This is a genomic window from Microcoleus sp. B5-D4 (genome assembly GCF_036705145.1).
GTDB lineage: Bacteria > Cyanobacteriota > Cyanobacteriia > Cyanobacteriales > Microcoleaceae > Microcoleus.
The window spans coordinates 1-14022 of sequence record NZ_JAUBTV010000130.1 but is presented as its reverse complement, the minus strand read 5'-3'; the positions used below and the strand labels follow the sequence as shown (position 1 = coordinate 14022).

7 protein-coding genes and 1 pseudogene are annotated in these 14022 nt (G+C 44.0%); 2 read left to right on the top strand and 6 right to left on the bottom strand.

Features of this window, described 5'->3' with window-relative positions:
* The first annotated feature begins 203 nt into the window (after positions 1–203).
* Entirely contained in the window at positions 204–848 is a 645-nt protein-coding gene (locus QUB10_RS32210) for a retropepsin-like aspartic protease (protein WP_333207187.1), read from the top strand.
* A gap of 299 nt (positions 849–1147) precedes the next feature.
* Here the strand turns inward: QUB10_RS32210 and trpD are convergent, their stop codons facing one another.
* Together trpD and QUB10_RS32200 are read right to left on the bottom strand one after the other, a co-directional pair.
* On the bottom strand, positions 1148–2263 hold the full coding sequence (gene trpD, locus QUB10_RS32205; RefSeq protein WP_333207186.1) for an anthranilate phosphoribosyltransferase: 1116 nt from the start codon (positions 2261–2263) through the stop codon (positions 1148–1150).
* Between the two features lie 12 nt (positions 2264–2275).
* Positions 2276–2446: a hypothetical protein gene (locus tag QUB10_RS32200; protein ID WP_333150838.1), complete on the bottom strand. Its 171-nt coding sequence runs from the start codon at positions 2444–2446 to the stop codon at positions 2276–2278.
* Positions 2447–3137: 691 nt separating this feature from the next.
* On the opposite strand from QUB10_RS32200, the gene QUB10_RS32195 reads away from it, so the two are divergent.
* A complete protein-coding gene (locus QUB10_RS32195) occupies positions 3138–6119 on the top strand; it encodes a PAS domain S-box protein (protein ID WP_333207185.1) in 2982 nt (993 codons plus the stop codon).
* Positions 6120–6283: 164 nt separating this feature from the next.
* Here the strand turns inward: QUB10_RS32195 and QUB10_RS32190 are convergent, their stop codons facing one another.
* From QUB10_RS32190 to QUB10_RS32175, 4 genes and pseudogenes are all read right to left on the bottom strand, one after another.
* A complete protein-coding gene (locus QUB10_RS32190) occupies positions 6284–8053 on the bottom strand; it encodes an adenylate/guanylate cyclase domain-containing protein (protein WP_333207184.1) in 1770 nt (589 codons plus the stop codon).
* Entirely contained in the window at positions 8050–8445 is a 396-nt protein-coding gene (locus QUB10_RS32185; RefSeq protein WP_333207183.1) for a response regulator, read from the bottom strand. Before QUB10_RS32185 ends, QUB10_RS32190 begins: the two co-directional genes overlap by 4 nt.
* 468 nt (positions 8446–8913) lie before the next feature.
* Positions 8914–13476 (bottom strand): AAA family ATPase, encoded by a 4563-nt coding sequence (locus tag QUB10_RS32180; RefSeq protein WP_333207188.1) that lies wholly within the window; start codon positions 13474–13476, stop codon positions 8914–8916.
* A gap of 175 nt (positions 13477–13651) precedes the next feature.
* Positions 13652–13945, bottom strand: a pseudogene (locus QUB10_RS32175) (hypothetical protein); the annotation flags it as partial.
* Positions 13946–14022 lie beyond the last annotated feature (77 nt).

Genomic DNA, 14022 nt, shown 5'->3' with positions numbered 1-14022 from the left:
GTCCAAAAAGGACGGGCGGGACGCCCATCCCACAATAACAATTAAAATTGTAAGTTATTTAATTCGCGATCCTAAGTGCAAATTCTCCCTCTCCCCCCGCGCCAGCAATTGATCTGCCAGCAGCTTAGGATGGCCCAAAGTCTAAATCTATACCAAAAGGCAGTTGTCGCTGTTACGATCGAGCTACAGCGTTTAACGAAACTATGGCTAGTAAATCACCCTTGCCTTTACTCTCAAACTCAAAAAAGCCTCTACCGATCCCTCAAAACCTGCGCCAACCTTTACTGGTTTTAGCAGGGGTTATTTCTCTGAGCAGTTCAATTTTAGTAGGAAGTGTTGCCAACTCCTCGCCAGCAGTGGCTCAAGAAAGTGAGGGATGCTTCATGCGGAGCTCGTCAGGCCGAACCGTCAACCTCAGCCAATCAGTCTGCGGTTTTCTCCCCAAAGAATTGACTCCCACCACTTCGGCGGCGGCAAAGTCGGGAGTGTTTCAGGCAAAAATCAAACGCCGAGAGGCTAATATCCCCGTCATAGAAGTCACGTTTAACGGCAAACAAAAGTTCGAGATGATGGTAGATTCTGGAGCTAGTGGCACAGTAATTACACCAGCAATGGCTAAAGCCTTGGGCGTTGTTCTCCAGGGAACAGTGCAAGCACAAACTCCCAACGGAGTGGCTACTTTTCCCCTCGGTCGCTTGAATTCTATGGAAGCAGGTGGTCTAGCTGTTAACAATGTAGTTGTCGCAGTCTCGCCATCCCTAGATATCGGACTGTTGGGTCACGACTTTTTTGGTAATAAAGATGTGACTATTAAGCAAGATGTCATTGAATTTCGATCGCGGTCTTAAAAAGAAGTTAGTGGTTAGTTGTTATTTGTTAGTGGTTATTTGTTATTGATTACTGGTTATTTGTAGCAACTGCTTTCCTAACAACTACCAACTGCTTTCGGGTCAACTAACAACTAATATCATGTACGATCGATCGCGCATCATACATAGGGCGGGTTTTTGAGATTGTCGGTTTTTGGCGACTATTGCTGGTGAACCCGCCCCTACAGGAATCATGGTCAATCGACCGAATATGATATAACAACTGTCAACTGCCAACTGTCAACTGCCAACTCCCAACTCCCAACTGACAACTGACTTCATTTCAAAAACTCAATCAACTGCTGCAACTTCAACCAAGATTCACCGCTAAATAAAATCTCCTTAGCCATAGAAACTCCTGCTGCGTGAGAACCCATAGGAATTGCACCTCCCACCTGAAAAGCCAAAGAAGCATTCAAAGCTACAACATCCATTTGTGCGGGCGTACCTTTGCCTTGCAAAACGTTCCGCAAAATCTCGGCGTTTTCCTCAACATTTCCGCCTTTTAACGAGCCGATCGCACTTGGTGTCAATCCTACCTTTTGGGGGTCTAAAGTAGTGAGTTCCACTTTGCCATCAGACAAAACCGCCAAATCAGTCACATCACCCAACCCCGCCTCGTCCAATTTTTCTCTGCCGTGAACGACTACAGCTAACTCAGTCCCCAACTCGCCCAAAGCTTGAGCAATAGTTGATACCAGACTAGGATCGAACACCCCGATTACCTGGCCTGTAGGGCGCATAGGATTGACAAGAGGCCCTAAAAGGTTAAAAATAGTCCGCACCTTCAAAGTGCGCCGGAGCGACGCTACAGCCTTAAGTGCGGGATGCCACCCAGGGGCAAATAAAAAGGTGATGCCCACAGAGTCTACCGCAGATCTCACCTTCGCGGGATCGGCGTTGAGGTTGACTCCCAGTGCTTCCAACACGTCAGCAGAACCAACTTTGCTCGATGCGGAGCGATTTCCGTGTTTCGCGACTCGAACTTTGCCGGCGGCGGCCACAAAAGCTACAGCAGTGGAAATGTTAAACGTGGAAGCGCCGTCGCCGCCTGTGCCACAAGTATCAATTAATTTGAGATTGGAGATTGAGGGTTTGGGATTGAAAACGCTCTCCGACTCGCCTGCAAGCGACTGAGAATGCAATACCTGAGCCATTCCTGCCAATTCTGGGGCAGAGATTCCTTTGGCTTGGATGGCCGCTAAAATGGCTCCTGAGAGGACGGGGGGAATAGCTTCTGCTAGCCATCCCTGCATCAAGTCGGCTGCTTGGGCGCGTGAGAGAGATTGTCTGTCTAACAGTTGTTGCAGGAGGGCTGGCCACACAGGAGAATCCGCCGTCTGGGTTGAAGCAGGGGATAACTCTGGCGTTGCTAGTAGAGGAGAATCTGTCATTAATATTAGTTTCTAGTCAAATTTAGCTCGATCGAGCTTTGTGGCCAAACTGAGAATCGATCGGGATTTTACCAGACTTGCCGACCACATTTTGCGCGATCGGGCCCCGATTTTTGCCCAAATGCCAGCACCGCTACAGAATTTTTCCGCCCGCAGCAGCAGAATATGAATTTTTTGATACAACAATTACCCTATTGTTGTGCCAACTTTACATAGAAACCCCATATCGTACAACTGCCAGTAGTCTGCTGTATTATCTATCAGCAATAATACTTAACAGTAACTCAGAGTACCCAAAGAGCGATAAAAGTTTCCGACAGGAGTTGTGGAAACCAAAAAATTTTAGATTTTAGGAGAGCCCCAGATTCATCTGTGGAGTCAATTCTTTAATCTCAAATCTCAAATCTCCAATCGACTGACAGCAAGGACAGCGAGCGTTTAGCTCTTGCAGGGGGGTTAGTTGCTTCGGGTAAGAGTCGATCGTACTCTCACCCAAATCTTATAAATAGAATCTTGGGGTTGTAGAAATCGCTGCCTTTTATTGTAGTAACATCCTTGCCACTAACTTATTTCAGGGTATTCAACTGCTAATATATTCAGGGAGATTTCAAGGAGCGGGTTTTGCTCGAACACCTGCACTGCAAGCCGATCGATGTGCCAATGCGATCGTGAGAGCCAGTCAAGCATCAAATAAATACCCGATCAACTAACTTTCCCCAACAATCACTAATAACTAGCCGCCCCGTAGGACAGATGAATAAACACACTCGTCTCCGGCTGCGACACACGAGCTTTCAGCCTAAATAACGGATCAAATTTAACAGGCTGTAGACCAAAAATATTCAACTCACACACAATAGCAGGGTATTCACAAGTGGGAAATCAAAAATTAGGAAATAAAGCGATAGAATGCCTGAATGTCGCGGAGGCACTGCACCAAATGGAAGCAAAATATTATAGTATGTTTGAAAATGCTGTGTCGGGTATTTTTCAAACAACCCAATCCGGTCGTTACATCAGCGCTAACCCAGCTTTGGCTCGCATCTACGGATATAATTCTGCTGAAGAATTAATGGGCTGTCTGACTGATATCAGCGATCAGCTTTACGTCAATCCCGATCGGCGCGATCAGTTTGTTTCTGCTTTGCAAGAACATGGCATCGTATCGGATTTTGAGTCGCAGATTTATCGGCGGGACGGAACAATAATTTGGATCGCTGAAAATGCGCGGGCTGTCTGCGATGAAGCGGGTAAATTGCTCTACTACGAAGGTTTTGTAGAAGATATCACCCAGCGCAAGCAAGCAGAATCTGCACTTCGAGAAAGCGAAGAACGGCTGCGCTTAATAATTGAAGGCGTTAAGGATTACGCTATATTCATGTTAGATCCTGATGGGTATGTAGCTAGCTGGAATTCCGGTGCAGAACGCATTTTTGGATACAGATATCATGAAATAGTCGGCAATAATTCGGAGTGTTTTTTCACGAAAGAAGATCTGGAAATTGGCAAACCCCAAGAAAAATTAATCCTGGCTGTGACCGAAGGTCGGTACGAAAATGAAGGCTGGCGGCTTCGCAAAGACGGATCGCGATTTTGGGCGAATATTATTGTTACTCCTTTGCGCGATGAAAGGGGAAAGTTGCAAGGCTTTTCTCAAGTAATGCAGGATATTACTGACCAAAAGCGGGCGGCTGAGGAAAAGATGCAGTTGATTGCTTCTCTGCAGGCGTCGGAAAAAAAGTTTCGCACTTTGTACGAATCGACGACTGATGCGGTAATGCTGCTAGACGAAGAGGGTTTTTTGGATTGCAATCCGGCTACTTTAAAGTTATTTGGATGCAGCACTGAGTCGGAGTTTTGCGGCAAGCATCCTTCGGAGTTCAGCCCGCCGTTGCAACCGGACGGACAAGATTCTATGAGTCTTTCTCAAGAGCGAATTAAGACGGCTTTGCGATCGGGAAATTGCCGTTTTGACTGGCGGCACCGTCGTTTGGATGGTTCTGAGTTTCCGGCGGAAGTGCTGCTAACTTCTATGGATATCGGCGGCAAAATAGGGCTGCAAGGCGTGGTGCGCGATATCACTTATCGGGTGCAGGCTGAGGAAGCCCTGAAGCAGGCTAATGAGGTATTGGAATCGCGGGTTAAAGAGCGGACAAGTCAGTTGGAAGAGGCTATTAAAAAGTTGATCTTATCGGAAGAAAAGTTTTCTAAGGCTTTTCGTTCGAGTCCAGATCCGATGATTATTACTACTTTTGCTGAGGGTCGTTTTATTGAAGTTAATGATAGTTTCTTGTTGATGACTGGTTATGATTTAGAAGAAACGACCTGGAATACAGTACCGGGGTTAAATATTTGGGTAAGGCCGGAAGACAGACTTAATTTTAGACAAAATTTACACGAACAAGGTGTTGTTCGCAATCAGGAATGCGAGTTTAGGATGAAGTCGGGATCGGTGGTGGTGTGTTTGCTGTCAGCAGAGTTGATTAATTTGGACGGCGAACTCTGTATGCTGGCGGTGATGACGGATATTACCGATCGCAAACACGCCGAAGAAGCCCTACGGGAAAGCCAGCGGGCTTTGGCGACGCTGATGAGCAATTTGCCGGGAATGGCCTACCGTTTTCGCAACGATGCCGATCGCAGTATGGAGTTTGTCAGCGAAGGTTGCTATCAGTTAGCCGGCTATTCTCCTGAAGAATTTATCGGCACTCGGCAAGTTTCTATATCGGATTTGACTCACCCGGACGATCGCGAGAATTTGTGGAATGCCGTGCAAGTGGCCTTACAAGAAAATCGACCCTATCAGCTAAATTACCGAATTACTTCTAAAAATGGCGAATTAAAATGGGTTTGGGAGCAAGGTTTGGGAGTGTTTTCCGACTCTGGAGAATTGATAGCTTTGGAAGGGTTAATTACTGATATTTCCGAGCAGAAACGCAGTGAAGAAGCTTTGCGGCGATCGCAAACAGAGTTAACCAAACAAAAACTTCAACTCGAAAATACTTTGCACGAATTGCAGCAAACTCAAGCTCAATTGATTCACACTGAGAAAATGTCTACTCTCGGTCAAATGGTAGCCGGTGTCGCTCACGAAATTAACAATCCTGTTAGCAGCGTCTGCGGCAATCTCGTCCACGTGGGCCACTACACGGAAGATTTGCTGAATTTGATCGATATGTACCAGAAGCACTGCCCGCAGCCGCCGGCAGCAATTCAAGATAAAATTAAGGATATCGAATTAGAGTTTCTGCTAGAAGATTTGCCGAAAGCGATGTCTTCGATGCAGGTTGGGGCCGATCGCATTCGGGAAATCGTGCGCTCGCTCAGAAATTTCTCTCGCAAAGACGATTCTCAAATGAGCAAAGTTAACCTGCATGAAGGGATTGAAGGAACGTTGCTGATTCTGCAAAGTCGCCTGAAAGCCAGAGGTAACTATCCCGAAATTGCGGTAATTAAGGACTATGGAAATTTGCCTTTGGTTGAGTGCTATGCCGGGAAAGTCAATCAGGTATTTATGAATTTGATCGGAAATGCGATCGACGCGATCGAGGAATACAACGAAGGGCGTTCAGTTGCCGAAGTCAAAGCTAACCGCAGCAAGATTAAAATTAGGACAGAAGTCCAAAACTCCCATGCTGTAATTAGGATTTCTGACAACGGCCCCGGTATGCCAGAAGAAGTTTCCCAGCAGTTATTCGAGGCTTTTTTTACCACCAAACCCGCCGACAAAGGCACCGGTTTAGGCCTGTCCATTTCCTACAAAGTTGTCCAAGAACACGGTGGCAAACTTAGCTGCGTGTCTGCACTCGGTCACGGAGCCGAGTTTATCATAGAGTTGCCGATCGAACAACCGTAGTCAGGATTCATTAGTCATTGGTGACTGTTGACTGTTGACTGTTGACTGTTGACTCTTAACTGATGACTGTTGACTGATGACGCTTGATCGCTAACCAATGACTAATGACTAATGACTAATAACTAATAACTAATAACAACTGACAATTGCCAACTAACAACTAACTACTGACACCTTTCCAAATAAATTCGAGCCACCTTATCCCCCGGATTTTGCCCCAAACAATCCGCAAAAAGTCCCGCAGCTTCCCTAAAATTCTTCATATCGTACAAAGACAAAGCCTCAGCAAACACTGGCAAAGTAGCCAACTTCCCCGCTTGAACGAACGGCAAATCTGCATCAAAAACCTCATAAACAGTAACCCATTCAGACTTTCCCTTAACCTGAACCTTATCAATTACCCGAATCCCATAATCAGCAGGGTTTCTCAAGCCATCGAAAGTCTGCTGAGTAATTAACAGCGACACCCCATAATTTTTCGTCAAACTTTCAATCCGAGCCGCCAAATTAACCGCATCGCCAATCACAGTACCATCCATCCGATTGCGTCCGCCAACAGTACCCAACATCAAAGAACCAGTATTAATTCCCACCCCAATCTGAACCGGCACATAACCCACAGTAGCGCGATCTCGATTGTATTCAGCAAGACTATGCAGCATGGCAATTCCCGCTTTCAAAGCATCATCCGCGCCCTCGCTAAACAAAGCCATAATTGCATCGCCAATATATTTATCAATAAACCCCTGATTTTCCACAATCAGCGGTTCCATATAACTCAAATATGAATTTATAAATTTAAAATTATCTTCCGGTGTCATCTGTTCCGAAAGAGTAGTGAAATCGCGGATATCAGAAAACAAAATCGACATTTCCAACTCCACTGCGTCTCCCAATTTAACATCAACAATACTGTCACATCCCAAAAAAGCTAAAAATTGATTGGGTACAAAGCGACTTGTCGCCTCAGTGATTTTTACTTCTGTATCTAGTGCCAGTTCCAAATTGCAATTCACCTCAAAAAGCTCCTCAATGAATTTTTGGCGATCTCTTTCCGCTTTTTTGCGATCGGTAATATCTAAGAGAGTATTAATAGCATAGGTGACTTTAGCGTTGGTATCATAAATGGGAGTTGCCGAAATTTCTAAAGAAATAATTTTATCGCCGTTATGCACTTCTATATCTTCAGCGGTGGCATTTTCCCCCCTCAATGCCCGCACAATCGGTAAATCATCGGGAGGATATTCTTGATTTGTACCGGCTTGATAAGTTTGATAAACCTCTGACAGTTGTTCGGCACTCGTATCCGGTACAACTCCTTTACCAAATATCTCTTTTGCTTTCTGATTCACAAAATAAACTTGGCCCTCCGAGTCCAACACTCCCACCCCAATTGGCATTGCTTCCAAAAACTGCATCAAGCGATTTTCATTTTCGTGAAGTAGGGTAATCAGCAAGGCTTGCTCGCGGTTTAAATGCGCCAATTCCTCATTCATTTGCTGAAGCTGCGCATTTTGTGATGCCAGAAGTTTATTTTGAATATAACTGTTTACTGCTTCTTTTACCGTCAAACTCAAATCTTCTTGCTGCCAGGGTTTAGCTATATAACGATATAAATTGGCATTTTTGATAGCATTTCCCACAGCCTCAATATCTGCTTGACCTGTCAGCATGATTTTGATAGTTTTGGGCGAGAGTATATGAACTTTTTTTAATAATTCATCTCCCTTCATCTCAGGCATGATATGATCGGAAATAATTAACGGTACTTCATACCCATCTGACAAGAGTTCTTCAATCAACTCTAATGCTTCCTCCCCACCCTCGGCAATTTCTATGAGATAGGCATTGCCGACAACTTCTTGGAGTTCTGCTTTCAGGCTCTTCAGCACGGTGTTGTCATCATCTACACAGACAATTACCTGTTGTTTCATAGTTGAGATAAACCTGATTTAATAGTTTCCAGCAATTCGGCTTCCGACCAAGGTTTAGACAAACAGCAGTGGAGATTTGCAAATTCTTTAGCTCGGCTAATAGCTTCTTCGTCAGCTTGACCTGTCAGCATAATTTTAACAACTTTAGGGAATTGCTCGTGAATGCGAATCAGTAACTCGTCTCCCTTCATACCGGGCATCAACCAATCTGAGATAATCACAACAATACTCACATCGTCTTCATTTAATTCTTGAATTAAATCTAAAGCTTCATCACCATCCTCGGCTGCTTCATAGATATAATTATTGCCAAATGATGATGAGAGCTGCGTTCTGAGACTGTCCAACACCATTCTTTCGTCATCAACACACAAAATAACTGCTTTAGCCACCTATTCTTTCTCCTTTGTGATTCATTATTAACCGGAAAATTAGTCAATCAACTTAGCGGGATGGATCTTATTTTAAGCTAGAGTATGTTAGGTCGATCGCCCGCACCCCACTCAGATTCTCTTGAATAAGAGATTTCCCCAGAGCTTTAGCTAAGTATAATACATATAATGCAAGTATTCCAGCTCGATCGCCCATTTCCGGCTAGAGTGGAATTATGAAGTAATATGTGCGATCGCACAACCGCTATCAAAACAGGTTTGATCGTTCGGGCTTGAGTCCTCATGATTTTCATGAGGACTCTTCCTCCGAACGATCAAAACAAACCTCCCGAATCGCCCCTGTGAGTGCTTAGGAATGAGAATTAAATAACTTACAATTTGATGGTTCTTGTGGGATGTCGGGCCCGTCCTTTCTGGACGGGCCCGACATCCCACTTTCAAGAGTGTAAATTATTTAATTCGCGATCCTTAGACGCCGCTCATCGGCAGAAAAACATGAAATGTAGTTTGACCGGGAATCGATTCGACTTCTATTTTACCCTGATGTTTTGCCAAAATCTTCTTCACAATATCTAGCCCCAAACCGCTACCTTCTCCGGCCGGCTTAGTCGTAAAAAACGGCTCAAATATTTTCGCTTTTATCTCGAATGGTATCCCCTTACCGCTGTCAGTAACACTAATCTTAGCCTGCCCGTCTTGCTCCACCAAATCAATAATTAACCTGCCTCGGTAATCCATTGCTTGCAAAGCATTGTGAACCAGATTTGTCCACACTTGATTTAGTTCGTCTGGATAGCACAGTATCGGCGGGATTTCGGCATAGTTTCTCACTACTTCAACTCCCTGTTTGAGTTGGTTTTGATAAAGGGTTAAGATTGTTTCAATGCCTTCTGTAATGCTGGCTGTGCTCTTTTCCCCCGACTGTTCGTAACGGGCATAGGTTTTTAAGGCAAACACGACTTTTGACGCTCTGTCTGTGGCTGTGTCGATCGTAGCGAGGCCTCTTTTTAATTCAGAAAGTTTGTAGGCCATTTCCAGGACTTTCAAGCTCTCGGGTTTTTGCAGCAGCGGCACAAAGCTGTCAATTTCTTGATATACTCCCATCATCACTAGGCGATCGGCTGCGGTATCTGGATCGGCGATGCCTAATTCTTGCAGTTGGCTCCTCAAAGCTCTCTTAAATTTGCGTTCTTCTTTCGTTGACAAGCTGGTTTCTTGTTCTAGAGAAAGCTGGAGTAAACTCAAGAAATTATCTGCTTCTTCTGGCGAGAGTGATTGAAACAGTGCAGGTAACTGTTCTAGAGTTTGATTTAAGAACTTAGAAACATTTCCCGCCGAGGAGCGAATCGCACCCAAGGGAGTGTTAACTTCGTGAGCAACTCCAGCCACAAGTTGTCCTAAAGCTGCCATTTTTTCTGATTGAATCAATTCTGCTTGGGTGGCTTCGAGATAGCTTAAAGCTTGTGAGAGTTCTTGGGTGCGTTCTTCGACTTTGGCTTCTAAGTTGGCATAGAGTTGGGCATTTTCGATCGAGATCGCCGCTTGAGAAGACAAGATGTTTAAGACTGCTAATCTGTCAGGAGTAAAGGCATTTGTTGTCAGATTGTTTTCTAGATAAAGAAGGCCGATCGCCTTTCCTTGATGTTGAATTGGCAGACACAATATCGACTGTGGTTGCTGTTGGATGATATAGGAGTCAGCAGCAAAGGTAGTCTGGGCCGTAGCATCATTAATTACCAAGGTTTCTTGGGTGCGCCAGACATAGTTGATGATGGTGATGGGAATCTCCAGAGAGCCAGCAACAGCAGTAGATTGGGTGTTGCAGGCTTGACCGCTAACACATTGAGTCGCGATCGCCAATGAATCTCCCTCTACCAAAATCATAGCTCCTTTTCCAGCTCCCGCATTCTCCATCGTCACTTGCATTAAAGTGGAGAGTAACTTATCGAGGTTAATTTCTTCTGACAGTGATTGAGATGCTTTGATTACTGTTGCTAAGTCCAGAATGCCGGAAACTCCTGAACTGGAACTTGTAACAGTTGCCGTCATCATTTGGGTAATTGTATCACTCGTGTTTGAGCTGGTTTTTTGATTGAAGATCGGGGCTAGTAATTGAGGATAGCGATTTTCTAAATCATCAACTTTTGCTTTAGCACCCCAGCGTGCATAGCAGTAGTAGGCATCAGTGAGATAGACTTGGGCGATTTTTTCCTTACCCCATTCGAGATAGAATTTGGCAGCGAGTTCGTGGGCTAGTGCTTCTTCTTGGATGTAGCCGTTGTCTTTAGCTCCCGCGATCGCGCGATCGTATAATTCCATTGCCTCTAAGTCTTGTCCGTGTATCCGCGCTAATTCTGCCAATACCAGCAAGTATTTATGCAGGAAATTTTCTGGGCAATTAGTAGCCCATATTTCCAGCCTTTCCAAATTTTTCTGTAAAATTTGCTGATAATCATCTTTTTCCTCAATAGTAGCTGTAGGATAAAGAGCGGTTAAAATCAACGAATCATATAAATAGTGCTGGGTGATATTAAAAAAGCCTCCATCTATGCCCAGCATCTTGGAGTTTTCTCTGGCTATTTTAAAGGCATCTTGATATTTTCCATAAGTATATAAAATTTGAGTTTTAAAAGTATCCAGCCAGTGTATACCAATATAAAAATGATTTTTTTTCCACTTTTCTATAGTAGATTCTTCATTAAAACCTTCATCATCAAGCCTATACCGATTGTGGGTTAATCCTTGTAAATTCAAGATAGTGCGTTGCAGTGTTGCAAACGCTGCCATCATATTTTCATCGTTAGTTTGCTCAACAAAGCTTAAGAATTTTTCACATTCTTGATAAACGCTTTCTAGATTTTCACCAATAATAAACCTAGTCCATATACTATAAAATACAGAAAAAATACCCCAAACAATATTGCCGCATTCTAGATTGGCTTCATAAGCCTTCAGGTAAAGCGCTATGTTCGATTTTAAATGCTTTTTAAATGGATTGATGATATGAGAAAATATATTATTAACTTTTCCTATCAAAGTTATATTATTAAATTTTTCTGCTACCTTTAAAGCCAGTTCGCCAAATTCATAAGCGGATTCATAGTCGTTCTGATTTGCCAGCATCATGCCATAATTAACATAGGCTAAGGCTGATATATCTGTATTGCCTTGTTTTAATGTCATGTTGACTGTTTTCAGCACGCACAAATTTAGCCACTGCTGATTGCTGGCTAAATAGGTTGCTGTCCAGAAATCCCCCAGCAGATTCATGGTAACCTTGATACCGATATCTTCGATTTCTGGTAAATCCAGTAAATCTGCGATCTTTGTTTCGCGAAGGGTTAATAGTAGTTCCTCAGATTCGGCTGCAATAGCTGTTGGCAATTCTTCTTGTTTACTAGGTAAATCCAATCCAAACAATCTTAAAATATCTATACCCAATTGGATGGCTTCATTATTTCTTCCCTGGGTCATACGGAGAGCCATGTATATAGCGTAAATTTCTGCTAGATCGAGTTTTGATTGACCGTTGTTTAAGGCAGTCGTTAAAAGTTCTTCTGCTTGCTCAAAACCCCCGGTTAAATATTCGCACTCACTCCGTTGTTTGTGCAGTTCAAATTTTAATTGGTAATTTTCTTCCCAACTACAATCCAGAAGTTCCATTGCCAAGGTAAAATGGGTGATAGCTGCTTTATATGCGTTGGACTTCTTGGCTTTTTTACCGGCGATTAAATTCAATTCTGCTAGTTCAGCTTTTTCTTTCTGGTCAGCAAGCAATTCTGCTCCGAGATTGAGCTGGTTGACAATATCAAATATGTTGTTTTCTAGTTCTACTTGAGGAGTATTTTTCAACAGCAGTTGCCCAATTTTAAGATGGGTTGACTGTTTCCGATCTTTAGGAATCAGAAAATATGCCGCTTGCTGTACGCGGTCATGTAAAAATCTGTAGGGAACCGATAAATCAGATGCTTGTACAACTTCAACTGATTCCGAGTCCTGAAAGAATTTGTATACTTCACTGATGGGAATAACTAATCCTTCTTGCAGTGCTGGCCACAAATCAGCCGCTGTTTCAGTCTGAGATTTTTCATGGACAATTGCTAGAGTTGCTAAATCAAATTGGTTGCCAATACAGGCTGCTAGTTTCAAAACTTCCTGAGTATTTTCTGGCAATTTTTGCAACTGAAGCGCCATAAACTCGACCACATCATCGGTCAAAGCCAGCGCCTTGATTAGGGCAATATCGCACTGCCAATAACCACAACTAAAATCAAACGTAATTAACCCATCTTCATAAAGTGATTTGATAAATTGAGTGGCAAAGAAAGGATTGCCTTGAGTTTTGGTTAAAACCTGTTCAGTCAAAGGAACTGCTTGTTCTGGTGGACAACTGAGCGTATCAGCAATTAGGTGATTTAGGGAAGATTTATCTAAGGGGGCTAAAGTAATTTGGTTGACTGTCGCCGACTCTTTGCGAATCTCATCCAAAGTTAGCATCAGTGGATGTGCGGGAAAAACTTCATTGTCTCGATAGGCTCCCATTAACAACAGATAGTTGGTATCCTTATCGCCTACCAACAACTGCATTAGCTTCAGCGAAGCCGAATCTGCCCACTGTAAATCATCCAAGAAAACTACTAAAGGATGCTCTTTTGTGGCGAAGACTCGGATAAATTTACCAAAGAGCAAATTGAAGCGATTTTGAGCAGCACTCCCTTCAACTGCTGGTACTGCTGGCTGTTTGCCAATTAGGTATTCTAATTCGGGGATGACATCAATAATCACCTGAGCATTGTCACCTAATGCTTCTAAAATCTTAGCTTGCCATTTCTGTACTTCTGCGGGACTTTCTGCGAGTAGTTGCCGCATCAAATTCTGGAAGGCTTGCACCCAGGCGGAAAAGGGAATATCGCGCTTGAATTGGTCGAATTTGCCTTTTATGAAGTAACCGCGCGCTCCGACAATGGGTTTGTGAACTTCATTAACTACGGCGGTTTTACCAATACCGGAAAAGCCAGCAACTAGCATGATTTCGACCCCCCCTAGCCCCCCCTTACTAAGGGGGGGTTGGGACTCGCCTAGCCCCCCCTTAGTAAGGGGGGGTTGGGACTCGCCTAGCCCCCCCTTACTAAGGGGGGGTTGGGACTCGCCTAGCCCCCCCTTACTGTAGGGGCAATCCCCCTGTGGTTGCCCCAGTTGGGGGGGGGTTAGCGACTCGCTCGAATGCTGCTAATAATGCGTTAACTTCGGTTTCTCTACCGTAGAGTTTTTCGGGTATGGCGAAGCGATCGCAAATATCTCTAGCCCCCAAGGTAAACTGGTTAATCTCGCCTGTTTCTTGCCACTGCTGCCAACAGGTTTCCAAGTCGTACCGGAGCCCAAAAGCACTTTGATAGCGAGATTCTGGGTTTTTTGCCATCAATTTCACAGTGATGTCATTCAACATTGCCGGGATGGTTGGGACGAGTTCGATTGGGGGAGTTGGAATCCGGGCGAGATGCAGGGTAAACGCATCTTAATTTCAACCTAAAACATGATAAGATGAAGTATTGGGCTAAATCAAGTGCGTAATTAGGT

Bases quoted from the DNA above. Each gene is read 5' to 3' on its own strand.
- trpD (WP_333207186.1), bottom strand. From the start codon at position 2,263: ATGACAGATTCTCCTCTACTAGCAACGCCAGAGTTATCCCCTGCTTCA.
- QUB10_RS32190 (WP_333207184.1), bottom strand. From the start codon at position 8,053: ATGAAACAACAGGTAATTGTCTGTGTAGATGATGACAACACCGTGCTG.
- QUB10_RS32210 (WP_333207187.1), top strand. From the start codon at position 204: ATGGCTAGTAAATCACCCTTGCCTTTACTCTCAAACTCAAAAAAGCCT.